This window comes from Nostoc sp. C117, from assembly GCF_043099735.1.
Taxonomy (GTDB): domain Bacteria; phylum Cyanobacteriota; class Cyanobacteriia; order Cyanobacteriales; family Nostocaceae; genus Nostoc.
Window position 1 is genome coordinate 7,666,552 of the sequence record NZ_CP170991.1, and the last position, 24,524, is coordinate 7,691,075.

19 protein-coding genes are annotated in these 24,524 nt (G+C 41.5%); 8 read left to right on the top strand and 11 right to left on the bottom strand.

Annotated features, from left to right (window positions below; all coding sequences use genetic code 11):
- Positions 1–18: 18 nt before the first annotated feature.
- Positions 19–669, bottom strand: coding sequence for a uracil phosphoribosyltransferase (gene upp, locus ACFG4S_RS32805; protein ID WP_392533017.1), 651 nt, complete (start codon positions 667–669; stop codon positions 19–21).
- A 591-nt stretch (positions 670–1,260) separates the two neighbouring features.
- Between upp and crtH the strand changes: the two genes are divergently transcribed.
- Positions 1,261–2,751 (top strand): carotenoid isomerase, encoded by a 1,491-nt coding sequence (crtH, locus tag ACFG4S_RS32810; protein ID WP_392533018.1) that lies wholly within the window; start codon positions 1,261–1,263, stop codon positions 2,749–2,751.
- A 145-nt stretch (positions 2,752–2,896) separates the two neighbouring features.
- Here the strand turns inward: crtH and ACFG4S_RS32815 are convergent, their stop codons facing one another.
- Entirely contained in the window at positions 2,897–3,286 is a 390-nt protein-coding gene (locus tag ACFG4S_RS32815; RefSeq protein WP_392533019.1) for a hypothetical protein, read from the bottom strand.
- Between the two features lie 157 nt (positions 3,287–3,443).
- Positions 3,444–4,316, bottom strand: coding sequence for a hypothetical protein (locus ACFG4S_RS32820; RefSeq protein ID WP_392533020.1), 873 nt, complete (start codon positions 4,314–4,316; stop codon positions 3,444–3,446).
- A gap of 411 nt (positions 4,317–4,727) precedes the next feature.
- Here ACFG4S_RS32820 and ACFG4S_RS32825 point away from each other — a divergent pair, with 411 nt between their 5' ends.
- Positions 4,728–6,068 carry a serine hydrolase gene (locus tag ACFG4S_RS32825; RefSeq protein WP_392533021.1) on the top strand — a complete coding sequence of 447 codons (1,341 nt, stop codon included), beginning with the start codon at positions 4,728–4,730 and terminating at the stop codon, positions 6,066–6,068.
- 445 nt (positions 6,069–6,513) lie between these two features.
- Here ACFG4S_RS32825 and ACFG4S_RS32830 read toward each other — a convergent pair whose 3' ends face one another.
- Positions 6,514–9,099, bottom strand: coding sequence for a tetratricopeptide repeat protein (locus tag ACFG4S_RS32830; RefSeq protein ID WP_392533022.1), 2,586 nt, complete (start codon positions 9,097–9,099; stop codon positions 6,514–6,516).
- A gap of 1,114 nt (positions 9,100–10,213) precedes the next feature.
- Here ACFG4S_RS32830 and ACFG4S_RS32835 point away from each other — a divergent pair.
- Positions 10,214–10,483: a hypothetical protein gene (locus ACFG4S_RS32835; protein ID WP_392533023.1), complete on the top strand. Its 270-nt coding sequence runs from the start codon at positions 10,214–10,216 to the stop codon at positions 10,481–10,483.
- On the opposite strand, the gene ACFG4S_RS32840 is transcribed toward ACFG4S_RS32835, so the two are convergent.
- A complete protein-coding gene (locus ACFG4S_RS32840; RefSeq protein WP_392533024.1) occupies positions 10,474–10,641 on the bottom strand; it encodes a hypothetical protein in 168 nt (55 codons plus the stop codon). The two genes, ACFG4S_RS32835 and ACFG4S_RS32840, sit on opposite strands and share 10 nt — an antisense overlap.
- 271 nt (positions 10,642–10,912) lie before the next feature.
- Entirely contained in the window at positions 10,913–12,310 is a 1,398-nt protein-coding gene (locus ACFG4S_RS32845) for an amidase (RefSeq protein ID WP_392533025.1), read from the bottom strand.
- A gap of 207 nt (positions 12,311–12,517) precedes the next feature.
- Between ACFG4S_RS32845 and ACFG4S_RS32850 the strand changes: the two genes are divergently transcribed.
- On the top strand, positions 12,518–13,978 hold the full coding sequence (locus ACFG4S_RS32850) for a hypothetical protein (protein ID WP_392533026.1): 1,461 nt from the start codon (positions 12,518–12,520) through the stop codon (positions 13,976–13,978).
- 759 nt (positions 13,979–14,737) lie between these two features.
- Here the strand turns inward: ACFG4S_RS32850 and lpxD are convergent.
- Complete coding sequence (gene lpxD / locus ACFG4S_RS32855; RefSeq protein WP_392533027.1) at positions 14,738–15,790, bottom strand: UDP-3-O-(3-hydroxymyristoyl)glucosamine N-acyltransferase; 1,053 nt, start codon at positions 15,788–15,790, stop codon at positions 14,738–14,740.
- Between the two features lie 281 nt (positions 15,791–16,071).
- Between lpxD and ACFG4S_RS32860 the strand changes: the two genes are divergently transcribed.
- Positions 16,072–16,791 (top strand): hypothetical protein, encoded by a 720-nt coding sequence (locus ACFG4S_RS32860; protein ID WP_392533028.1) that lies wholly within the window; start codon positions 16,072–16,074, stop codon positions 16,789–16,791.
- Between the two features lie 133 nt (positions 16,792–16,924).
- On the opposite strand, the gene ACFG4S_RS32865 is transcribed toward ACFG4S_RS32860, so the two are convergent.
- Both ACFG4S_RS32865 and ACFG4S_RS32870 read right to left on the bottom strand, forming a co-directional pair.
- A complete protein-coding gene (locus tag ACFG4S_RS32865) occupies positions 16,925–17,812 on the bottom strand; it encodes a hypothetical protein (RefSeq protein ID WP_392533029.1) in 888 nt (295 codons plus the stop codon).
- Between the two features lie 51 nt (positions 17,813–17,863).
- Positions 17,864–18,370: a hypothetical protein gene (locus tag ACFG4S_RS32870; RefSeq protein WP_392533030.1), complete on the bottom strand. Its 507-nt coding sequence runs from the start codon at positions 18,368–18,370 to the stop codon at positions 17,864–17,866.
- Positions 18,371–19,006: 636 nt separating this feature from the next.
- Between ACFG4S_RS32870 and ACFG4S_RS32875 the strand changes: the two genes are divergently transcribed.
- A complete protein-coding gene (locus ACFG4S_RS32875) occupies positions 19,007–19,267 on the top strand; it encodes a hypothetical protein (protein WP_392533031.1) in 261 nt (86 codons plus the stop codon).
- 82 nt (positions 19,268–19,349) lie between these two features.
- Here ACFG4S_RS32875 and ACFG4S_RS32880 read toward each other — a convergent pair whose 3' ends face one another.
- Both ACFG4S_RS32880 and ACFG4S_RS32885 read right to left on the bottom strand, forming a co-directional pair.
- Positions 19,350–20,987: an iron uptake porin gene (locus tag ACFG4S_RS32880; RefSeq protein ID WP_392533032.1), complete on the bottom strand. Its 1,638-nt coding sequence runs from the start codon at positions 20,985–20,987 to the stop codon at positions 19,350–19,352.
- A 145-nt stretch (positions 20,988–21,132) separates the two neighbouring features.
- The gene (locus ACFG4S_RS32885; RefSeq protein WP_392533033.1) at positions 21,133–21,729 is read right to left on the bottom strand and encodes a Crp/Fnr family transcriptional regulator; all 597 of its coding nucleotides are present in this window, start codon (positions 21,727–21,729) and stop codon (positions 21,133–21,135) included.
- Positions 21,730–22,171: 442 nt separating this feature from the next.
- On the opposite strand from ACFG4S_RS32885, the gene ACFG4S_RS32890 reads away from it, so the two are divergent.
- Both ACFG4S_RS32890 and ACFG4S_RS32895 read left to right on the top strand, forming a co-directional pair.
- Entirely contained in the window at positions 22,172–24,061 is a 1,890-nt protein-coding gene (locus tag ACFG4S_RS32890; protein WP_392529995.1) for an ISL3 family transposase, read from the top strand.
- A gap of 32 nt (positions 24,062–24,093) precedes the next feature.
- Positions 24,094–24,444, top strand: coding sequence for a four helix bundle protein (locus ACFG4S_RS32895; RefSeq protein WP_094343524.1), 351 nt, complete (start codon positions 24,094–24,096; stop codon positions 24,442–24,444).
- Positions 24,445–24,524: the final 80 nt, after the last annotated feature.

Below are 24,524 nucleotides of genomic sequence, written 5' to 3' on the forward strand. Positions count from 1 at the left end.
TCCTAGCTGCATACTAACTTAAGTGCCAAAGATGCGATCGCCTGCATCTCCCAATCCCGGTACAATATACCCCTTGTTGTTCAGTTTTTCGTCAATCGTTGCTGTGTAAACTATTAAACCTGGATAAGCAACACTTAGTTTTTGCAAAGCTGGTGGAGCCGCTACCACACAAACAATCCGTATCAGGCTTGGATTTGCACCCCGTTGTGTTAATTCTTCCATTGCCACCATAATTGACCCTCCGGTTGCCAACATCGGATCGGTAATTAACACTCGCGTTTGCGGGTCAAATTTTTCTGGTAATTTGTTCAGATAACAATGAGGTTGCAGTGTCTCTTCGTCTCGTGCTAATCCCAGATGATAAATCGATGCCAAGGGTAGTAAAGTCTGCGCTCCCTCAAGTAATCCTAGCCCCGCCCGCAGAATCGGTACTACTGCCATTGGTATCAGTGGATCGATCACAGTTGCTGGACAAGTAGCCAAGGGACTCTGCACCGTTGTTTCTTGGGTCGGTAACCAGTCTCGTGCAGCTTCATAAGTCAGCCATCTTCCCAACTCAGTCATTGCACTGCGGAATAATACCGAAGGAGTACCTGCATCACGGGCGACTGCCAGCCAGTGTTGTATCAGGGGATGGGGTGGTACATAAACGCGCAATTGTAGCGTCATAGCCGGAAGTAAGCGCCTTTTTAATTTTATTAGAACCGAAACACCCACCATAATACTCTTTCCGGTATCAGGCTGTCATCGAACAGGACAACGGCAATACAGTTCAGATAAGCCCAAAATACTGGTAGAGACGGCAAATTTATCGCGTCTTCAAAAACCAATTATCTACACCAATAACCCTTAAACCAAGCGTATTAGGGACACGGAGACACGGGGAAGAGTGAAAATTTCTCGTCCTCTTGAATAACAGCTAAAATTAAGCTCATCAAGTTTATTGATAAATATTTGCATTAGTACTTGACATCAATTTTCAAGCAAGGTTATATTCTTATACAGTGTTCTCCTCTCTTTAAGGATCGGCAGACGGGATTAGCCAGCAGCAGCAGGCTTATCCCTCTTTTTTTTGATTAGTCATTGGTCATTAGTAAATTTGATTGACTCCATACAAAAGACAAGGGACAATTACTTCGACTTACCTCGGCTACTTCGGCTTTGCGGTAGTTGAGCGTAGCGAAACTCAGTACAAGTCTGCCCGGCACGAGTCCCTCAGTACAAGTAACAAAGGACTAATGACAAAGGACAAAAGGACATATGGCAATTGACGTAATTGTAATTGGGTCTGGGATTGGGGGTTTAGTAACAGCCACCCAGTTAGCAGCCAAGGGAGCAAAAGTCCTGGTACTGGAACGTTATTTGATCCCAGGTGGTAGCGCTGGTTATTTTGAACGCCAAGGCTATCGATTTGATGTTGGGGCATCGATGATTTTTGGGCTGGGGCAAAACGGCACTACTAACTTACTCACCCGTGCATTATCAGCCGTGAGTGTCAGCCAAGAGGCGATCGCCGATCCAGTGCAAATTCACTATCATTTACCCGCAGGTTTAGACCTGAAAGTAGATCGGGTTTATGAAAAATTTTTGCAAAATCTTATTGCTCATTTTCCCCATGAAGAACAGGGGATTCGTCGCTTTTATGACAAATGCCAAAAAGTATTCAAGTGCCTCAATAGTATGGACTTGCTGTCGCTGGAAGAACCTCGGTATCTATTGCGAGTCTTTTTCCAGCATCCTTTGGTTTGTCTTGGTTTAGTTAAGTATCTGCCCCAAAATGCTGGGGACGTGGCGCGGCGCTACATCAAAGATCGGCAATTATTGAAATTTATCGATATCGAGTGTTATTGCTGGTCGGTGGTTCCATCGGACATGACACCAATGATTAATGCCGGAATGGTCTTTTCTGATAGGCATTACGGCGGAGTTAATTATCCCAAAGGCGGGGTAGGACAAATTGCCCAAAGACTTGTGGAAGGTCTAGAGAAGGCTGGAAGTAAGATTCAGTACCAAGCTAGGGTGACGAAAATTCTCATAGAACAGGGAAAAGCAGTAGGTGTACAGCTAGCTAACGGTAAAGTATATCGGGGTAAACGCATAGTTTCTAATGCTACACGCTGGGATACATTTGAACAATTAATACCAGCAGGAAGAATGCCACTTAATGAGAAAAATTGGCAACAAAATTACCAAAAATCACCTAGCTTCTTGAGTTTGCACATGGGGGTAAAAGAGTCAGTTTTACCTGCGGGGACAGAATGCCACCATATTTTGCTGGAAGATTGGGAAAAGATGACAGCAGCAGAAGGCACAGTTTTTGTTTCTATTCCCACATTGCTTGACCCAGATTTAGCACCAAATAGATATCACATCATTCATTGCTTCACGCCTCACTGGATTGATGATTGGTTAGAACTTTCTGCAAGTGAGTACGAAGCGAAGAAAGAAGAGGCGGCTTGGCGAATTATTGACCGTCTAGAGAAGATTTTTCCCGGTTTAGATGCCGGATTAGATTATTTAGAGGTGGGGACACCTCGCACCCATCGCCGCTTTTTGGGTCGTGAAGATGGCACATATGGGCCAATTCCCCGACGCAAGTTGCGGGGATTGTTGAAGATGCCCTTTAATCGCACTGCTATTCCAGGACTTTATTGTGTAGGGGATAGTACCTTTCCCGGTCAGGGGTTGAATGCAGTAGCTTTTTCTGGGTTTGCTTGTGCCCATCGTATTGCCGTAGATTTAGGATTTTAACCTGTATTAATTAATCAAGGTGATTTAGTAGGTCGGCGCAATTAAAACTAACTGGTAGAACTTTAATTTGTCCTTTGTCATTATTCATTGATAAGGGTTTTAAGCATGTTTCACAACAGAATTTAGTTTATTTCTACCGCCTCACTTACAAGAATAGCCTACGCAGAAACACTAGTAAGCGGATAGCAAAATCTATATATACCTGAGTTTGACGTGCAGTCTGGATTTCGTGTAATATTTTCTGCATCTCTGCCCGATTTTCTGGATTAATTCCGATGATAATAACCTTTAGAATCGCGGCTCTTACCTTATCGATAGTACGTTGGCATTCGCTAATCGCTAACTCGAGCTTGGTTACTTCCTCCCATTTTTTTTGCTCTCGTGCATTGACAAGTTCAAATTCAAGCTGAAAGAGAATATTTTGTAATTTTTCTTCTGTACTATTGAGTTGTTCTAATTCAATTTGATTTCCAGGAACTTCTTTCAGCTGAGAAATGATTTCTGCAAAATTATCTAAAATTTTATTGTTAGCCATAATTTATATATTCAATTAACTTGGTAAGTATTATTGATGATTATTAGCGTGTATCATACATGTTTGTAGTAAGGACTTTAGTCCTTAGTTTTTTAAGCACTTCAGTTCTTACTAGGAACTTATCAAAAGTTTTACAATACTAGTTAGACTCTAAATATTATTGACATAATTGAGAATTTGCTGGTTGCATCTGTCTATTTTTAACAGAGATTTCTTTCATAAATTCCTTCAAAATTTGATCTTGATTAATTTGGTTTTGAAGAGTATTAATTTTTGTAATGATTGAATTGTAGTTGTTGCCACTTAAACTGGTAGCTACCCCCACAATCTGAGTAACTCTAGCAGCAAGAACTTCAAAGCTAACATTAGGATAGTCATCAATCAGTTCTGAGAGTTTTCGTCCAGTGTCAGCTGCTACCAAAAGCTTCAAGATAGATTCATTCAAACTTTGTTGTTCAAAAAAATTAACTTTTCGCCACTCATCTATCTGTTTAGCAACTTGACGCTTAATTTCTTCTTGTTTAGCAACTTGAAGCTGAATTTCTTCTGCTTGTGGTTGTGAGGATATAGTTAAATTTCTATATTCGTCAGCGAGACGCTTTAACTCAATGCTGATTAGCACCCGTTCCGGATCGTTTGGTCTTGGTGGTCTTTCCTGAATTCTTTTGGCTAAAAGTAGCATTTTTACTGTTAAGCATCGTGCAGGTTTGGCAGTTTCAGCAACTATCCTGGCACTTTCGTAATCAATTGTTTCAATTTTGTTAAATACCTCGACTGCTGTATCATATTCTAATTGCAATGAATCGAGTGCTTGATCGACATCTGATGAGTGGATATTTTGCTGACTTTTTCCTGTGATAATTGTATTTACTTCTCCAGGAATTGCGAATTGAATACTAGTATCATTTAGTAATCGGTCGATCGCTGAATTATCATTTGTGGGTAAATCATGAAGTTGATAGATTTGTTTCACCGATGTAATCGCGTCAGCTGCTCTATCGCGGAAATTTTCCGCAGTTACTCGCAGCATGGCTCTTTTTTCAGGTGTACAACCGCTGAGGGAGAAACTAATAGTACAGGCTACTATACAAAATTTCCATAAGCTGAATTTATTAATATGGCAAGCTTTTATAGACATACTGGGAATAATTTGTAATTAACTAAGGAGAGTAAGCTGTTACATATTTAATTTGTACATTTACCTGATGACTGATGGTCGTTGACTGAAAACCCGTCAACAGTCAACGACCATCAAGAGTGCTTATATACTTTAGACGCGCATCAGCTTAGCACGTAATACTCATATACTGATTAAATTAAACACTCGTAACAAATGCTTTTTCGTATAAGCACATAATTTACAAAACTTTTGATAATTATGCTTTAATAGTGGGCGGTTTTTGTTTTTCAAGAATCTGACTCACACACAAAGCGATCGCTCATGCTCCTCACACACAAAGAAAACATTTTAAAATTTACCTGGCTTCTATCCAGCTTCTTAAGCTTGTTCCTGTTTGGCTCTACTGTCAAAGCTGCTACGATCGCCAATTGGCATTTTGATAGCAATCGCAATCATCTGGACTTCACCACAGATGAGAATGTTCAACCGAAAGTGCAATTACTTACCAACCCTACCCGTCTGGTAATTGATTTACCTGGAGTTACACTCGGATATCCACAGACTAGTCAAAGGGTGGGGTTAGTAATTCAAGAGATTCGCATCCAGCAGTTTAATGCAGAGACTACCCGTATGGTAGTTACTTTAGCGCCTGGTTACACCTTTGACCTAGCACAGGTAAAACTGCAAGAGGAATCTCCCAATCATTGGTCTGTGCAGTTACCCAAGCCAGTACCATTGACTGCAACCCAGCCGAAATCTTTAGAAATAACTCCGACTGAATCGAATATTTCGCCGACAGTGAGTGATTCTCTGTTTGCTGGCGTGGTTCCGATGCATTCACCGATGAAAGGACTTGAACCTCAAGTTAAAGCCTTGATGAGTCGCTACAGTTTTCTGACAACAGGAATGTTTTTCATCGATCTAGATACTGGCGATTATCTGGATATTGGAGGCGATCGCGTTTTCCCCGCTGCTAGTACGATTAAACTGCCAATTCTCATCGCCTTTTTTCAGGATTTAGATGCTGGTAAAGTCACCCTCAATGAAACGCTAACCATGCGCGGTGACTTGGTAACCAATGGTTCTGGAACAATGCAATACGAACGAGTTGGCAAGAAATACAGTGCTTTGGAAACCATCACTAAGATGATTACCATCAGTGACAATACCGCCACCAACATGATTATCGATCGCTTGGGTGGCGCGGCGAAACTGAATCAACGTTTCCGCACCTGGGGACTGAAAGACACAGTAATTCGGCATCTTTTGGCTGACTTGAGAGGAACCAACACCACCAGTTCTCAAGATCTAGCGCGGGTGCTGGCTTTGTTGGTTAATAACAAACTAGTTTCTTTGCAGAGTCGGGAGCAAGCCTTGGATATTTTGCGTCACACCACAATTCACACCCTGCTTCCCGCAGGTTTGGGGAAAGGTGCAGTCATCGCCAACAAAACTGGAGATATTGGGTTTTTGATTGGTGATGCAGGATTTATAACCATGCCTAATGGTAAGCGTTACCTGGCTGCTATTTTCGTTAAGCGTCCGTATAAAGATTCCAGAGGTAGAGACTTTATTCGTCAAGTTTCCCAACTAGTTTACAATTACCTCAATCAGCCAAACCCAGTTGCTTCTAGTGATTTGCCTTACAGTGTTACGAAGTAGAAGACGCAGGGCTGACACGGGGATGCGAGGACGCTAAGAGATTTTAATAATACAGCGTATTTCAGGTAAAAGAAGTACACGTTTCGGGGCACAACATGTTGTGCCCCTAGGATTATCTGTACCTCACGACTGTTGCAATCTGCTGTAAGTCATTACCCGGACTTAATTGATGCATCGACCTGCACCCAATACTTCTCGGTTAAGGGGAAAAGGGGAAAGGGTAAAGGGTAAAGGGAAAGAAAAAACCTTTAACCCTTACCCTTTACCCTTTTCCCCAAACCCGATTCCGAGTTAAAAATGCAAAACCCGAGAAGTATTGGACCTGCACCTTTAATGCATCGACCTGCAAAAATTAACCTACCCTACTTTAGGGACTGACAAATCAAAAATACTTAAATAACAAGGTGATGAGTGTGACTTAAAAGAAATGCTATTAATCTGTCAGTTAAACAGACTTTTGCCACAACTGTCGATAGATGGCTTCCATCGCTTGGGTATGACTAACAGCATCGCACAGAGGAGAAGCAGCTACTTTTTGGCGGAGATTAGCCCGCACTTGGCCAAGTGTGGGTAAATCGGATGCCAAAGCGACTGCTTTGGCCACATACTCTTGCGGTGTGGAGGCAATTAACTCAGGTAGTCCTACAGTACTCAGCAAGCTAACTGCCACCCGGCTGACATGAGTTTGCCCAGCTAGGGTAATAACTGGAACGCCCATCCATAAGGCTTCGCAAGTGGTGGTTGTACCGTGGTAAGGAAAAGGATCGAGGGCAATGTCAATGTTGCCATAAAAAGCAAGGTGGTGATTGGGGTCTGGAATTAGGCCAATTAACTTCACCCGGCGACTGTCAATGCCACACTCGGCAAACAGTGATAAATAGCGATCGCGGGTTGGTTCATCGTCAAACCACCTGATCTTCAAGATTATCCGAGAATTCGGTACAGATTGGAGAATTTTTGACCACAGGGCAATCACTTCTGGCGTGATTTTGGGCAGGTTATTGAAGGAACCAAAGGTAATTCGCCCCATACTCTTAGCGGGTAAATCCATCACTGCTGGAGCTGTGGGGGAGGGCTGATAACACAAAAAGCAGCGAGGTAGGCGAATGAGTTCTTCGGTGTAATACTCATCCGTCAAACCGGGGGGATCAGCCCAAGTATCGGTGAGGCGATAATTTATGTTCGCTAAACCAGTGGTATTGGGATAGCCCAAATAAGTAACTTGAATGGGGGCGGGCTGGCGCATAAACATCAGCAGACGATTGCTACCAGTATGACCGGCCAAATCTACCAAGATGTCAATGTCATCGAATCGGACTAAATCAGCTAATTGGTCATCGTCCATGTTGTAAACATCCCGCCAGTTGTGGCACAAACCACGAAGGCGATCGGTAACTGCATCTGGGTTGGGCACATTGGCATAGCAAAAAGTTTCTACTTGGGTAGGGTCGTGATGCCTAAGAATTGGCTCGAAAAAATAGTTAACTGAGTGTTGACGGAAGTCTGGCGAGATGTAGCCCACCCGAAGAATTTTGGATTGGGAATCAAGTTTGGATAATGATTTCTGAGGCAAAACTTTCTGCGTCAGACTTGTGACTTGCTGACCCCATTGGCGGTGGGCATCGGCAACTGTAGCGGGGCTGTAGTCTGGGGAATAATTGAGCGCATAGAGCAGATTAGAGTTACCTGGGTGGTAATCTGGGTCAATTCGCAGCGTTTCTTGGAAGCAGGCGATCGCTTCTGGAACTCTGCCTTGGTTATTTAGGGCAAGACCTTGATTGAGGTAGGCCATCGCTAAATTCGGCTGAATTTCTATTGCCCGTAGACAACTGTCAATCCCTGCACTCAATTGTCCGTTTTGAATCAAGGCATAGCCGAGATTATTGTGAGCAATTGCTAGATTCGGGTCGAGTTCTAGTGCTTGCTGTAGGTGCGAGATGGCCTCAAGGTAGCGGCCAAGATTGTTGTAGAGAGTGCCCAAGTAGTAGTGAGCGATCGCTCGATCGGGGTGGCGTTTGAGGTGATTCTGCAACAGAGCGATCGCTTCGGAGTATTTACCTTGAGTTTGCAGTGCTAACAGCAGAGCTTCCCAGATTTTTGGCTCATCGGGCTGAAGCTGCCAACATTGGCGCAGGTGGACTTCCGCAGTACTAGTGTCGCCCTGTTTTTGTAGCAGTTTGGCTAGATGGAAGTGGGCTAAAGTTAAGTCACTTTTCAGAACCACAGCCTGTTTTAAAACTTGCTCTGCCTCCTCAAAATTCTCCAAAGCAATCAACGCAACCGCCAGATTTAACTGAGCTTCAGCCCAGTCTGGTTTCAATTGGAGTGTTTGCTGATAGGCTGCTGCGGCCGATTCGTATTGCTCTTGGGCGGTGAGGGCATTCCCCAGATTGTAGTAAGTCTGTGCCGAGTTAGGTTGCAGTTGCAGTGCTTGACGATGGGAAGTCACCGCTGCGTCTAATTGACCCAGCGCTTTCAGGACGTTGCCCAGATTGGTGTAAGCTTGGGCGGAATCCGGCATTAAGTCAATGGCTTGCCGATAGCAGTCTACCGCCTGAATCAATTTTTCCTGTTCTTGGAGAACTTTTGCCAACTTGAAATGAGCAACACCCAAATTTGGTTTGAGCTGTAGTGTCTGCTTAAAAGCCGATTCAGCCGCTTCTAATTGTCCGATTTCTTGCAGGGCATTGCCCAAATTGAACCAAGTTTCTGCACTTTCCGGTTTTAAGGCTAATCCTTGGCGGTAGATAGCGATCGCTTCTTCAACTTGTCCTAACCGTTTGAGCAGACTTCCCAAATTCGTCAGCGCATCTATATATTTAGGATCGATAGCTAAGATTTGTCGGTAGGTAGTTAATGCGCGATCGAATTGCTGTTGCTGGTGGTAGTTGACTGCTTGGGCAAATAACTGGGCAACATTGGGGGATTGCTGCCTGTTGGTTAGCTTTGCTTTTTTAGGGGATTGACTCCCAAAGCCCTTAGAAGCAGAGATATGGTTATTGTGCGAATTCGATTTGGGAAGATTCTCCATAAATCTGAACTTTGTGGCGGTAAACGTCAGTTTCGGTGATCTTACCCCTAGTTATCTGATTTTTGTAAGTACCTTGCAAAAATCAATCTGACTAAAATTTAGTCAAAATACGAATATATCTATTTTACTTTCTGATATTATATTGAGTCATTCCATTTGATTTATATTAATTTTTTTCTAAATTAAACAAGATAGAAATAAGACAACAACAAGACATCACACCACTATTACAGACTTTTGAAAAGGAAAAAATGTGACTAAAAATTGTATAACATTGAAATATTTTAAAAATGGATTCTACTAGACATACTAGACGTGAAAATAAAAATTATAAAAGTTTAGTGATCGTGGTTATTCTATGTTATAAATAATATTTAAGGGAGATTGTAAGAATACAAACAACAAAATAGGCACAAAGTTATGAATTAACTTTGCGCCTTCAGCTTGTTGCATAAACCAGCGCCAACTGGTGTATGTGTGTTCTTCTAACTTAACAATGCCTCCGGTTTCTCCTAACTAGAGGTCTTATTTTCGTATCTAAATTATGAAAACTTACTTTTATTGTAGCATATCCAGACTGCAAAATAGTTTGTCTTGTCAAAATCCTAAACCAAAACCACCAAAACTAGTTGCCTTGATCTTGGTACTGAACTTCTTGGCAAGCCTCAATCTTGAGATTACAACTCCAGTTTTTCACTTCAAATCCCAGCCAGCACAGAATTCTGTGGTCGCAATGGTCAAGAAGTTGGTCGCTCAGAAATAATCGATTTTTCCTAAATCACGGTTAAAAAGTGGCTTTTTACTCAAAAAGCCATTTTTTAAAAAATGTAATCTCCTTACAAAATCAAAAATTATTGCAGGGTGTCCCTTTTCTCTGAGAAACGTTGGGTAAAAAGTTTTTTTATTTGATAATGGGCAAACCTCCCTTCTAAATTTCATCTTAGGCGAAGGTAGTAGCTTGAAATTCAAAGATCCTCTGATGCTCAGATAGTGAACTTGAGTGTTACCCATACTAGTAAATCTCAGAAGAAAAACTAATGTTAGAGCTAAAACCCAAAATGAGAAAGTGTGGGAATAACACCAGTGAATAACAAGATTAAGGAGTAGTGAAAAGATGTTACGAGTAAAAGTTACACCTGAGGACTTCGAGGAGTCTGCCTCTGATGGCTGGGTTGACGGTCAAGTTCAAGGAAGGTCAGGGATATGGGTATATGTAGAATTAGGGAAAGAAGTTGAATATAGCCCACGTCCGAGCGATGACCCGAAAACAGACTACAAATGCTTTAAAGGCTGTGGTGTTTTTTACGGTAAAAGCCAAGAAATGCTAGAAGAAGAGGAATGGCTGTTTACTGATGAAAACATCACAGTCATTATCTATTGCTGAACTGCAACGTTCTCAACCTCAGCCAACTTCCTTCTCAGCTTTCCTCGGCGCTTGACGTGTTGAACTACTATGTTTTCTTCATTCTCTTGAATGAACTGCTCTAAGTCTTCTACGGCGACTTCGACAGTCTCACCATTTTTTAAAAGTGCAGTAGGCATAGAATTAATCTCTGTTCACTGGCTGTAATAGGATCTTACTCCACTTTATTCTAGGAATGTTTCTATCTGCTTAACTTTTACTCACGATGAAGTTCCTTAATACAGTTCCAAAAAATAACTAGTATTGTAGGGTGCGTTACGGATTTCATCCTAACGCACCATTCATAAGGATTTGGTGCGTTACGCTGTCGCTAACACACCCTACGTATCTTTTGAAAAATCAAATAGTAGTCCTAATTATGATGTATTTTTCATTTTGAGAATTTTGGCATTATGTTGCCAAGGCTGGACGATCGCCAATCCAAGGTTTAGCCGCTTCTAATTGTGCTGCTAGGCTGATGAGTGTCGCTTCAGCCGCAGGTTTACCAATTAGCTGCACGCTGATGGGTAAACCATTACTATCAAAACCTACAGGAATAGCGATCGCTGGTTGTCCAGTTGCATTGGCACCCGGACAAGGGGCTACCCATTGAATAATATTTTGGAATATCTCTTCTGGACTCAGATTAGCCCATTCTCCAACCCGAATGGGTGAATGTAAATAAACTGGCAATACCAGCACATCTACAGTATCGAAAAACGCCACAATTTGCCTTGCCGCTACCTGCATTTGGGCAACTGCTTGCAGATATTCACTAACGGAACCAGTGCGTGTAAATAGCCAGCGATTCATCGGCTGCAAGGCTTCCAGAGGAAGTCCTGACGCCGCTACTCCAGCTTGCCAAACGATTTGAAATGGTTCAATTAAACCGCTAAAATCTGGGGATTTCTGTTCAACTTGATGGCCGAGTTGTTCTAATAATTGGACTGTTTGCTGAACGCCTTGCTGACAGTTGGCGTCAGCTTCTCCCAAAGGAGAAATGCTAGTGTCAAAAGCAATTCGCAAAGCACCAGGTTTTGTTGTGGTAGCAGAGAGAAATGATCTTTCCGGATCTGGTAACCAGTAAGGATCGCCTGTGACATAGCCAGATATGGCATCCAAAAGAGCCGCAGCATCAGCCACAGTCCGGGCAATGGGGCCGTTGACGGCAATTCCAGCGAGGCGTTCGCCTACGGGTGCTTTACTCACCCTACCTCGTGATGGTTTCAGTCCCACCAAACCACAACAAGCCGCAGGCCCCCGAATGGAGCCGCCACCATCAGAACCTTGAGCGATCGCACATAATCCCGCTGCTACCGCCGCCGCCGCGCCACCACTAGAACCACCAGGGGTGTATTCTAAATTCCACGGATTTCTCGCTGGCGGAAAACCCGTAGGTTCGGTATATGGGAATGAACCTAATTCCGAAGTGGCTGTTTTACCGAGAATAATAAACCCAGCTTGCTTAATCTTCGTCACAACCCCATCATCATAGTTAGGGATATTATTCAACAACGCTGGATTCCCATAAGTACACGTAACACCCGCTACAGCATTCAGGTCTTTAATAGAAATCGGTACACCAAAAAACGGTGGTAGTTCTGAGGTAGTTGTGAGTAATTCTGTTTTGGCTTTGGCATCTGCGATCGCTGAAGAAGCCGTCACTGTAAAATAACTTCCCAATTGGGGATTCAACTGCCCAATACGTTCTAAATATATTTCCACCAACTCTAGGGGTGATACTTCCCGGCGATGGATTAATTTGGCTAACTCTAGTGCTGGGGTAAATGCTAAATCAACTTCATTCATACGTTAGTGAATGGGTAGTTTTGTCTTTGTCTGGATCTTTAAACTGAGATTGTTACTTTAATCCAATTTCCGGGAACTATATATTCTATAGTTCCAGAAATTTGTCATTCATTTAGGATACTCAGATGCAATAGAGGTGTTTATGTTCTTACTCAAGCCATTTTAATTGTTTCGCATAAACTTTCGACAAATCCCTAAGGGGTATTTATGGCTAACCTAGAAATACTTGTTAGTGAACTGCCAAAACTGATTCAGAGTCTGAAGCTGACTATTGGCGATTCTAATGAAATCATGGAACAAATTATCATCATCGATAATGCTCAGCAACAACTCAGGAATATTCAAAAATTAATTGTTCACGAATTAAGATTTGACAATATTAAAAATTCGGCGATCGCTACACTCTCTCGAACTGATACAGTAGTTGGTTTGTTTCTACCTAGCATTGGATTAGTCGATCCAGCCATTGCAGCAAAATTCGGCAATTCCGAAACTAAACTTTCATTAACTGACTTACAAAAAAAAATTGATTCCTGGATTGAATGGGGTTATTTTTTGCAAGCAATAGCTGCTGATATTCTTAGTGATATGAAGTTGCTCGACCAACTAAATTCTGATCGTAATCATGTAAGCCTACCCATTAGTTTTAAAGTAATTGTCGAAAACTTAAATAGTAAATTGTTTTTAGTTAACTGTAAGGATTTACAACATCAAATTCAAAAGTTTGACAATTATCAAAAAGAGTTATTAGAGTTACAACAAAAACTAAATTATATTTTTACCACTATCAAAAGTAGTAATAGTTTATTGAATGTATTATTAGGAGTATCTGCTTTTTGTGGTAAATCTGGATTTACTTTAGAATGGTTAGATGACGATCATGAGTTAATTATATCAAGTGATGTTAAATTCCAAGAATTGACAGATATTCTCAATGATTGTGATATTTTTCAAGAAAAAATTGCTGCTTTAATTATTCAGGGTGAAACTTTAGGGAACGAGGCAGAACAAGCCCTGAAGAAAATGGAACAGGAAAATACTAAGGAAGCAATTATTAGCCATAAAGTAGAAATAATTGCCAAATTTTCGAGACAAAAAATACTACGTTCAGCTTTTGTCATCGTTTCAAGTTTATTAGTCTTGGGTTTTGGTGGTTGGAAAATTAAAGACCAAACTCGACAATTACAGACTCAAAATTTAACTGTGGAACAAAGAGCGATCGCCAATTTTAAATATGCTCAAAAATTTGGGATGGAGGCTTCTTCTCTAGTTCAAAATCCGCCACATTCTCTACAAGTTTGGCAACAAGCAAAAACTAAATGGCATCAGGCAATAAACTTATTAGATAGTATTCCTAATCAAACATCTGTTTATGACCGAGCAAGAAATAAATTGGTTCGTTATCGGATTAATTATCATGCTATTAGTCAAAGAGTATTAACTGAGAAAAAAGCAGCTGCGAACTTAGAATCAGCCCAAAAACTAGCAACAGAAGCTACTTTCTTTGTCCAGAATTCACCTCATTCAGTATTAGCTCATCAGCAAGCAAAAGACAAATGGGAGCAAGCAATTAATTTATTACAAGCTATTCCAGAAAGTACCTCTGTGTCTATACAGGCTAAAGAAACACTTGTTATTTATGAAACTAATTATGCAGCTATCAGATAAGATACTCCAAAATTGATACCAGCACTTAAGCTTTTAAATTGCATTATTTAGAAAGAAAGGGAGTCCGTATGAAACAAGTTTTACAGGAACTTGGATAATAGAAGGCTTTACTCTGCCCTATACTGCCTTCTACCTCCTGTCTCCTGATTGAGTACAGTGATTCTACTAAATTTAATTTTTTATTTATTTTCTCTGGTAATTACCGCAGCGATCGCCCAAATACCTGCAAATCAAAGTTTTTTGATAAATCGTTTGCGTTTACTGTTTAGTAAGATACATCAAAAATGATCCTTACAATACTTTTCTATTCTACTAAAAACTATATATTTTGCACATCTAGCACAGTAGGAAACGCTGAGAGAGAGACTGGGTAAAAGGTACAAGGTAAAAAGTACAAAGTAATAAGGTAAATTTCCTTCTTCATTTTTGCCCGCTTTCTATCCTTGTGGCGCAACCATTTTCCCTGCTCTATTTCAGCGTTTTAATTTTTCCTTCGTCCGCCGCAGCAAGTTCACAACAGCTGCGACGGATTTTTGGTTTTTTTGGTTTTTGTAAACCTTGCTGGTATTTAAGTTAATAACCTTGATTTCTTAATTTGTCAATACCTTTGTAAAAAATATTTTATCTAAAAATTTGGTAATTCTCAAATTTGTGAGTTCAAAGCTTAGATATTGGTGTTTTTATTTGAAGATGATGGGCGTTAGGCTAGCACAGATAGGCATGCTAACCTACGAATTGTCATCGTTACACTAGCTCCTATTAACCATTACTATTGTTGAATTTACGTTGCAATTGTTTTAATAATTGATACATATCAGGGAGGCGACGATAAATAGCAGATGCCTTGAGATATGTTTTGTGAGGCATTGCGGGAGTTCCTGAAACAATTTCTCCGGGTGCAACATCACTGAGAATTCCTGCTTGGGCGGATACGGTCACTCCATCTCCCAACTTCACTTTATTGGCGATTCCTGCTTGTCCAGCTAAAATAACGCGATTCCCCAGTTTGACACCCCCGGACAAGCCAGCCTGACCTGCTATTGCACACCCAGTACCTATTTGACAACCGTGACCTATTTGCACTAAGTTATCAATTATTGTATTGCAGCGTATCCGTGTTTCTCCTACGGCTGGACGGTCAACGGCACTGTTACAGCCAATTACCACACCGTCTTCTAAGACTGTATAGCCGGATTGTTCCATTTTGAACCAACCAGTACGGGTAGGAACAAAACCAAAACCTTCTGCACCAATAACAGCGCCACTATGAATTACGCAATCTGCACCGATGTGGGTGCGTTCGTGGATGGTGCAATTGGCGTGTAAGATAGTGCGATCGCCTATTTTGACATCTGGATAGACCACTACATTCGGATGGATGATTGCACCATTACCAATTTCCACTTCTTGTTCAATGACAACATGAGCGCCAATAGAAACATCACTACCAATTTTTGCCGTAGAGTGAATCACAGCGCTAGGATGAATTTCTGCAACAGGGCGATATGGTTGGTAAAAAATGGCGATCGCTTTCGCAAACAACAGTCGCGGCTCTGGAGTTGTTAGCCAAACAACACCGTGTTCTTGTGCAAGGGCCTGTAATTTTTCATCCTGGGGCAAAATTAACGCACTAGCATTGGTTTTACCGATAAAAGACCCAAATTTAGCTCCCTCCACATAGCTGACAGTACCGATAGTAGCTTCATCAATGGCTGCTACTCCTATAATTTCTGGATCTTGGTCTGTGTTAGTAGTTAGACTGTGGTTAGTGACAGCGTTGCCAAGTTGGTGTATGATTTCGCTGAATTTCATTATTGAGTATTTAGTGCTTTTAATAGACTCATCCACAAAGAAGTAAAAAACACAAAGAAAGTTCTAAGGTTATTACATCAGTAACAGGTTAAGATACCATTGCGTTTGTCAATACGCAATTCTGCTACAAGAATGTAGAAAAATCACATAAACATTACGAATTACCTGAGCGTACTCCTGCAAAGAAGCAAGCTACGCGCAGCGTCTCGTAGAGAAGCAGGACGTAGCCCATTAGGAATTTTTAGCCAGTCTGCAATCCTTGACTCTAGATTTTCAGGAAAATGTTACGACTTTATCATTTACTATTAGGTTCTATCTTGCTGGTGTCAATCCCAGTGGGAGCAAAATTTATTTTCCCGCAATTTTCTCCAACCAAAGCGCCAAAACCCCCCGCGATCGCCAAATCTTCCAACCCTAGTGAAGAAAATATCTGGCAGAAAATTTTGGGAAATACTTATGCTCCAACTAACTGGCAAGTTGTTGCATGTAAGGGAAGTACGCTCTTATTGTGTGTCTCCTCTAGAGGACAACTTTTGGGTACAGTTGAGATTAATATTTATCCACTAACAAACAATCAGGATTTTCAAAAGAGACTGATAGCTGCGGGTATTCCAACTGGTTCTCAAATTGACTACCAGAATTCTAACTACCAAAGTGAGGTATTGACAGCGCTTAAGGCTTGGGTTGCAGATAAATACACTACTTTCGCTAAAGATCGTCAGAGTAGATATGGAAAAGAAATTATTTTTTCATCGTATCCAGTGCAATTAGCACCAGTTGGTAAGCTTCAGGGAATCCGCTATGGGTTTGCTGGACTTAAACAACAAGGTGGAATACAAGAGCAATATATTGGTCATGTTGCCTTTGATGGCACTAAACTTTACGTCATTACAACTGCCTTTGACCCAGCAACGCAAACAGGTAAGTTTGAGAAACTAGAAAATTTAGCTATTTTTCAACCTTACCTATATGCGATCGCGGCAGATTTGCATTTACCCTAATGGGCATTGGGCTGAGTGCTGTACATGGATAGCGGGGCGTTTAGCCCGTGCTGAGTTGGGAGTTAGGAGTTAGAAGTTTTGTTTATCCCTTTGTCCCCTTGTCCCCACTCCTCACTCCCCATTCCCCATCAATCTAAATCTCAGCTACCGCCCGTTCAATTAAGCGACGCGCTAAAGTTTGCGTACCTGTGTGTTCATAATAATTTGTTGATACATCCAGGAATGCTGCCAGATAATCTAACTTGTCATCTGCAATATCAACAAAACTTTGCAAGTTGTGGACAACCTTTTGTGGCGTTAAATTATTAGCACTGACTAGCCCACTCATCCAACCTTTTACTGAATCAAAGCTTTCGCCGATAAAGTTGAGTTTCCCAGCGGGGTTGTTACCTGGAATCACATCTTTAATGCCTTGGAAAGTCGAGTTTTGTTCTAACTCCTGTGGATTTGTCTGATTAATCGTAGATAAAGCTTTGCTGATAAAGTCTGGTCCCAAAGGTATCAAACCATCAACACAAACCAATGCCACCATACGAATTAGTGACTCACCGCTATACTCACCCAAAGAGGCGACAAAATCTCCAATACTGTCTCCAGGAATGCCGTTAATTTGGCAGAAAGCCACTAATTCAGCGACTAATTTCAGTGTCAAATCGATAGTTTGGGCTTTGTCAGCTTTGGGAGTGACAGAGTTTAAAAAACCCAATAAAGGAATTTTCTCACCGACTTTGTTAGCTAAAGCGGCTGCACCAAGAGCTCTATCTGTACTGTCAACAGTTTGATATAGCCACAACGCTGTTTGGTATCCTTGGGATTTGTCGTTGAACAAATAAATTGCTCGTTCGCCAATTTGCTGAATTAAATCTTCGTCAGTTTCGCCGGTGACTGTCTTAATAGTGTTGACAAAGCCGACAGTATTTTGCCACTGGCCAGGAGCAACAAAATCGAGTGAGTTTAGCAGAGAAATAGTCAAGCCGCTGGTTGGCAATTGATCGACCAACTCAAAAATTGATTTGCTCACAAAAGTCTCCTGATTTAAGATTTGTTATATTTATGTTGAGAATCGGGTTCATTACAGTTTAGCTAGACCACTGAGGTTAAATTTCTCTAACCAATCTGCGCGATCGCTAGCTTTAAATGACGGATCGCGGGAAAGTACTTTTACTTGATACTTACCTACTAAAATTGCAGTTTGCGTGTTGCCAACTTCTAGTGCGGGATAACCACCTATTTTTTTGGTGCTTTTGGCGAATTTTGCTGCTGCACCAGATATACTGCTGGTATCTGATATAGATAGCATCGCTATATCTTTACCGCCTTTTTTTAACTTCGCTTCAGCAAAACCTTTTTTCTCTTGAGTGTAGACGCGTTGGTAGCCATCACCCGCTTTGGGGAAAAATTTGTTAAATTCACTACCTTGAGTTGCGGTTTTGGTCACGGCTTGACCGCTTTTTTGCCGACTGCTATCTTGTTGCGCTTGGTCAAAACGTCCAGGTGTTTTTGCCGCACAGGATGTTGTCAGTAGTAATACGGACAGCAAAAATGCAGCTAGAACTCTACGGCCACCGTGTAAAATCATTCTTGGGTTCTCCTGAATACTGAGCTTTGAGGCAATTATCTGCGCTACTAGCTATTTTTACCGGAAAAATTTACTTTTTGATAATTATTGCCTAATTTAAAAAATACTCAGCTACTTTTTGGGGGTTGGTCGTCTCGCCATTGGTATTAAGTTAAAGACTTAGGTCAAATGTCAAGTGGTTGCGTTGGTGTCCTTCCATATAACGTTGAGGGGAGCATTCCCAAATGTGCAAAAACCTTGATAGCCCTAATCCCCTAATCCCTTCTCCCATGTTTGTGAGAAGGAAGGGGAACTAGAGTTATGTCTCCCCTCAACGTTATATGGGAGAGGGGCTAGGGGTGAGAGAAAAGATTTAAGCTTGATTGGAATGCTCCGACGTTGAGGCTCTAGTAACCTTCGTAATGAGATTAACTTGTTAGACAAGCTTTGTGGTAGTCTTTTCCCATAGACCAATGCTAAAAGTTCCAATCCAAATATTTACAAAACTTTGAAACCAGTTCTTGCAGATTCTCGTTCAAGTGAATAATTAGGGTTTGATAGCCTTTTCGATTATTTGGCCGAAATATTTGTGAGAATTTTTGAATTGATTCAACTACACTATTTCCAATTCCCAACTCTTAATTCCCTGTCCTAATCATGGACGCTTTTGCTCCTCTCCCACCTGAATGGACGAATCAAGCAATACACGCTTATGAGTTTTGCTGTCCTAACTGCCGCTCAAGTAGCCTAGAAGCTGAAAAAGTTTGGTTAAATAGGCGATCGCCTGTGCTTACAGAAGACCGTCGTCGCAAATGGCAAGAGTTCTATTATTGCCACTGTGGTAGTGTTTGGTGGGCTTGGAGTAGCGATCGCCCCCCAAAAGATATATCCACTCAGTCAGACTATAATCCTACATAGCTAATTTTCTTCCTAAACAAAACCCCACCTAAAAGTGGGGTTTTGTTTATCTAATTCCGAGCTTTATACTTCATCACCAATTTTAGAAGCTGAAGGTAGTACGCAGAGTACCTACATATTCAGTATCATTATTGTCGTTGTTTTCTGGATTGAAGATTACCAACAAGCCAGGAGTGACTTGAATATTATCGGAAACCTTGTACTTGTAAAGACCCTCTAAATGATAAGAGGTGCCAGAGTCTAAGTTACTACCTGTTTTGATGCTACCACCACTAATTCTGGGTGGTTGACCAAAAATAATACCTAAAACGTTACCTTCTTTACCAAAGTCTCTCAAAGCAAGTGTTGCACCGTAGTACCAAGCTTCAGCGTCTCTACCAGCATTAGCACCAGTAAGAGCATCAGCAGTTGTATAGCCTCCCCAACCACTAATAACCAATTTAGGGCTAAATTGAAAACTAGCTTCTACACCATAATTGTTGGATTCGGTACGAGTGCCATTTCCAAAGGGATTGTTAGCAAAAGCGCTACCTGTACTCTGGAAAAGGTTGTTGTTAGCACCATCAGTTTGGTAAGTACGGGCGTAGGTTAGACCAATATTAAAAGCTTCGCTGGGTTTGAAAGATAATTGACCGAAGATGACGCTATCACCATTAAACAGTCCATTATTCACGGTAGGATCGTTAGCAGTCCTAGCTACATAAGCACCACTCAAGCTAATAGGACCTTTAGGATTGAAGGTGACAGTTAAACCAGCACCACCTTGACCTTGGCGATATATAGGACTGAAACGTCCATACCGGGAGAGCGCACCTTTACCAGAGCTTGCAAAGTCAGAGTTGAAGTTATTGACGTTTTCGTATAACTCAGCACCAGTAGCGTCAATTTTAACGCGCACTGCATCAGTCAAGTTGAAAGCATAGTTGATTTTATCGATTACAACAGAGTTACCAGTCCCAGTAACACCATCAAAACCTAAGCGGGTCATGTTTGTACCAGTTACACCAGCATTAGAGATGATGTTTCCAGCATTCAACCGAGTTTGCAACTGGTCTGTACCCATGAAACTGCTATACAAGTTCAAACGAACGCGGTCATCAAATGTGGTATTTGCGTCTAGATTCTGATTTGAATTACCAGCTGCAACCGCTCTATTTCCACCAAAAGGCTGAGATACGTTGAAAATCGCTTCTCCAACTAACTTGGTAGTGGTGGAGAATTGATTAGCTTCCAATTCAGAAGTGCGGGCTTCTAGTCCATCAACACGACCACGCAGAGTTGCTAGTTCAGCAGAGTATTCTTCTTGTAAACGTTGTAAAGTAGCCAGGTCTTGTTTGCTAACCAAATCAGCGGTAGCTGTAGCAATTAGTTCGTTAACCCGATCTAAACAGGCATTCAAACCTGCGGCAAATTCATAACGGGTCAAAGCACGATTACCACGATAGGTACTGTTTGGATAACCTGCAATACAACCGTAACGTTCAACTAAGGATTGTAAAGCTTGGAATGCCCAATCTGTAGGCTGTACGTCCGAAAACTGAGAAACTGATGTTACCTGACCCATATTGTTAGCATCTTGGGCATCAGATAACTGGGCAACATTTGTTAATTGTTCGTTTTCGTTATTAACTTCAGCAGCTAACCCACTATTAGCAGCGAAAAATGTAGCGGCTAGAACAACCGGACTGACCTTAATAAGATTCCAGAATTGCTTTGTCATGTTTTTTATTTCACTCACACCTAATTAATCCAATCAATCTAAAATGCCTAAAGCACTTTACTTTCGGGGATTCCACACACAATCACAAAACCGATTATACATGATGTCCTGTAATTAATACAAGCAAATTAATAGACTGGCGAACTCATTTTGGTAACTGCAAAATAATGCGGCGCTTGTGACGTAAAACTGTTCCTTCTTCCTCAAACTGCTGTAAAAGTCGGGTAACTGTTACTCGTGTAGTATTTAAAACTTCTGCAATATCCTGATGAGTAATATTCAGATCTATTAGCTTCCCTTTGTCTATGTCCCGTCCAAATTTTTCACTTAACCAGACTAAAAATTGCCATAAACGCAACGAAATTGGTTTACGATGTACTATGCTGAGTAAGTCTTCTGCTTGTTGAATGTGAGATAACAAAGCATTTATATCTTGATGCCACAAATGAGGGGGCACAATGCTAACTTCTACAACTGAGAGACATTCAATTTGGTAAGGCTTTATTTTGGACAAAGGATAACCAATTAGATCTCCTAGTCCCCAATAACCGAGAGTGATGAATGTTCCGTCTTCACTCCAAGTTAGGGTACGAACTGCACCATGTTCAATGCGCCAAAGTACATCATATCGAGGTGGAATGACTTCCCGACGAGTAAATAAGCATTGTGATAACTGTCCTCCTAAAGCAGAATTATTTGACAGCCCTGGAGATTTAGCATTGGGAATTGTGGAATACATCATCAACGGTAACCACAGAGATTATTAGGGATTATTGCTACTTACAATTATTAAAAAAATCTAATTTTTTTAGATATCAAAATTTACTTATGTGAAGTTTCAACAACGAGCAATTAAATCAACAGCTTAACAATGGCAACAACTTTTGATTGATGCCATTTACTAACTGAGATACTAGAAAATTGTTTAGTTGTTTCTCCGTTACTCTAATTGTGGAAGTTTAAGAACAGGTAAGCTTTTTGTAAAATATTTAGTTAATTTTGTGCTACTTTATTAAAAGTTATACCATTCCCGGTTTAAGTTAGGGGTTCTTGGCAACTTTTGGTGATCTCGCTTGGGGGAAGGCAGAGGGCAGAGGGCAGAAGGCAGAAGGGGGGAAAAAAAGAAGGAGGAAGGGATAGAATTGAATTACTAACTTCAAACTTTACTCCGTCAAACTTTTGGTATGGAATTGCTATACCACCTGTTACCTGATACAACAAACCTTCAACTGAAGAGATGGCAATTTGACAAAGTACAAGGGACGATTACGTTGATTGTCTCTGCGATGCAAACTGTCATTAATTGCCCAGTTTGTAACCACCCAACTCACCGAATTCATAGCCGCTACGAACGTAAGTTAACAGACCTGCCCTGGGCTGATTACAGTATTACCCTACAGTTACGGGTGCGAAAGTTTTTTTGCATTAACACTTTATGTAAACGGCGTATTTTTACCGAAAGGCTGACAAGTGTAACCGCACCTTGGGCGCGAAGGACTCAGCGTTTAGCGCAACGACTGAGCGCAATTGGTTTATCTGTGGGTGGTGCAGCAGGGGTAAGACTCTCACAGCAATGGGGGATAAAAGTTTCTCGCAACACACTGTTAAATTTAGTCCGCTCAATCCCACTGCCATCAATCGTAACGCCACATACTCTTGGGGTAGACGACTTTTGTTTTCGCAAATGCAAAACTTACGGCACAGCATTGATTGACCTGGAACGTAGCCGACCAATCGCTCTACTCAAAGACGCAAAAGCTGAAACCTTAGCAGAATGGTTAAAAGCTCACCCTGGTGTCAAAGTCGTCTCACGAGATCGGTCAAAAACTTATGAAAGTGGTATTCGTCAAGGCGCGCCAGAAGCCATTCAAGTTGCAGACCGTTTTCACTTATTGCAGAACTTATCTCAAACGCTCTATCAAGTCTTTGGTATTCACGCCAAAGTACTTAAAGAAGTGGAGAAACAAGTATTTAGTACTAATACTAAAGTGCATTTAGAGGTGGAAACAGCACTTGAAGAAGGCATTGGGGAATTGGATGGGGATACATACCCCACCCAATTGCAGACCACTGAAATTCAAAACTTGGCTGGGGGTCTTAAACCCTTTTTGGCAGAGAATACAGACGGATTGGCTGCACAGGAAAACCCTCAAACCAACCTTCTGCCGTCTGCCGTCTGCTCTCTGCCTTTCCCCGATAACCTTTCCATGATTGCTGAGACTAATAAAAGTTCAGTTGTGCCAAGGTTTCCCCAAAACACATCTTTAAAAAGAAAAGTTCAATCCGCCAAAGCACGGGATAGACGGAGGGAAATCCATGAGCAAGTTTGGAGACTGCGGTCTGTTGGCTTCTCAGGGCTAGCAATCGCTCAAGAGCTGGGAGTTTCTAAAACTACCGTATTCAATTACTTGCGTAGCTCAACTTTTACCGAACGTCGTGAACGTAGCGACCACGGTCTGAGTCTTCTCAACCCTTATCATGATTACCTCCTCAGTCGCTGGAATAGCGGGAACCACAACACCCAAGAACTGTTTGAAGAAATTCGCACCTGCGGCTATATCGGTGGTTATGCCACGGTCGCTCGCTTCACTCGTTATCTCAAGACCTTGCCCGGATTTGGGCCAGCAAAGTGTTCAAAGAAAAATGCGTCCCCTAGGGTTAGTTCTTCCTCCCATCGTCCTCTCACCCCCAGTCGCGTCACAGCTTTAGTCTTGCGACGACCAGAATTAATACAGCCTAATGAGCGTGAAATCATCGCTCAACTACAAACAGCCCATTCTGATTTGAAGTCAGCTATTGAACTAGCTCAACAGTTTGCATTCCTTGTGCGTCAACGCCTACCTGAGCAGCTCGATGCTTGGTTCAACAAAGCTAAAAACAGCTCTGTTTCTTTGTTGCGCTCCTTCGCTGTTAGTTTAGAGTCTGACTACAATGCTGTGAAAGCAGGTGTAACTATGTCAGTTAGTAATGGCCCAGTTGAAGGCCATATTAATCGCTTGAAAATGTTAAAGCGACAGATGTATGGTCGCGCCAAAATAGATTTACTTGAACGACGATTTTTGTTGGCTATTTGAGGAGAAAATTTTGACAATTTACACTTGATTATATGAGTTATAGAAATCAGTTTATCTGGCAAAGGGCGGTTCAACTTGCTATCAATTGTTATAAATTTACCCGCCTATTTCCTCAATCAGAATTGTATGGTTTAACCAGCCAAATCCGACGTTCTTCTGTATCTGTAGCATCCAATATAGCTGAAGGCTATGGAAGGCGCTCAAAGCCAGAATACATACAGTTTTTACATATTGCATTAGGCTCTTTGAGAGAACTTGATACCCAATTAATCATAGCTAAAGAAGTAGATTTAGCTGACAAAAACCTTTTCACTCCCCTATTGAATGAGGTCGAGGAAATGCAAAGTATATTAGTTGCTAGCTTAAACAAACTCAAAGCTTGAATTTATTACTTCTACCCTTCCGACTTCTGCCCTCTGCCCTCTGCCTTCTGCCTTGCCCCAACCAAGATCACCAAAAGTTG

What these genes read in the sequence shown, in the direction of transcription:
- upp (WP_392533017.1), bottom strand. Translation starts at nt 669, where the DNA reads ATGACGCTACAATTGCGCGTTTATGTACCACCCCATCCCCTGATACAA.
- crtH (WP_392533018.1), top strand. Translation starts at nt 1,261, where the DNA reads ATGGCAATTGACGTAATTGTAATTGGGTCTGGGATTGGGGGTTTAGTA.
- ACFG4S_RS32815 (WP_392533019.1), bottom strand. Translation starts at nt 3,286, where the DNA reads ATGGCTAACAATAAAATTTTAGATAATTTTGCAGAAATCATTTCTCAG.
- ACFG4S_RS32820 (WP_392533020.1), bottom strand. Translation starts at nt 4,316, where the DNA reads ATGCTGCGAGTAACTGCGGAAAATTTCCGCGATAGAGCAGCTGACGCG.
- ACFG4S_RS32825 (WP_392533021.1), top strand. Translation starts at nt 4,728, where the DNA reads ATGCTCCTCACACACAAAGAAAACATTTTAAAATTTACCTGGCTTCTA.
- ACFG4S_RS32830 (WP_392533022.1), bottom strand. Translation starts at nt 9,099, where the DNA reads ATGGAGAATCTTCCCAAATCGAATTCGCACAATAACCATATCTCTGCT.
- ACFG4S_RS32835 (WP_392533023.1), top strand. Translation starts at nt 10,214, where the DNA reads ATGTTACGAGTAAAAGTTACACCTGAGGACTTCGAGGAGTCTGCCTCT.
- ACFG4S_RS32840 (WP_392533024.1), bottom strand. Translation starts at nt 10,641, where the DNA reads ATGCCTACTGCACTTTTAAAAAATGGTGAGACTGTCGAAGTCGCCGTA.
- ACFG4S_RS32845 (WP_392533025.1), bottom strand. Translation starts at nt 12,310, where the DNA reads ATGAATGAAGTTGATTTAGCATTTACCCCAGCACTAGAGTTAGCCAAA.
- ACFG4S_RS32850 (WP_392533026.1), top strand. Translation starts at nt 12,518, where the DNA reads ATGGCTAACCTAGAAATACTTGTTAGTGAACTGCCAAAACTGATTCAG.
- lpxD (WP_392533027.1), bottom strand. Translation starts at nt 15,790, where the DNA reads ATGAAATTCAGCGAAATCATACACCAACTTGGCAACGCTGTCACTAAC.
- ACFG4S_RS32860 (WP_392533028.1), top strand. Translation starts at nt 16,072, where the DNA reads ATGTTACGACTTTATCATTTACTATTAGGTTCTATCTTGCTGGTGTCA.
- ACFG4S_RS32870 (WP_392533030.1), bottom strand. Translation starts at nt 18,370, where the DNA reads ATGATTTTACACGGTGGCCGTAGAGTTCTAGCTGCATTTTTGCTGTCC.
- ACFG4S_RS32875 (WP_392533031.1), top strand. Translation starts at nt 19,007, where the DNA reads ATGGACGCTTTTGCTCCTCTCCCACCTGAATGGACGAATCAAGCAATA.
- ACFG4S_RS32880 (WP_392533032.1), bottom strand. Translation starts at nt 20,987, where the DNA reads ATGACAAAGCAATTCTGGAATCTTATTAAGGTCAGTCCGGTTGTTCTA.
- ACFG4S_RS32885 (WP_392533033.1), bottom strand. Translation starts at nt 21,729, where the DNA reads ATGATGTATTCCACAATTCCCAATGCTAAATCTCCAGGGCTGTCAAAT.
- ACFG4S_RS32890 (WP_392529995.1), top strand. Translation starts at nt 22,172, where the DNA reads ATGGAATTGCTATACCACCTGTTACCTGATACAACAAACCTTCAACTG.
- ACFG4S_RS32895 (WP_094343524.1), top strand. Translation starts at nt 24,094, where the DNA reads ATGAGTTATAGAAATCAGTTTATCTGGCAAAGGGCGGTTCAACTTGCT.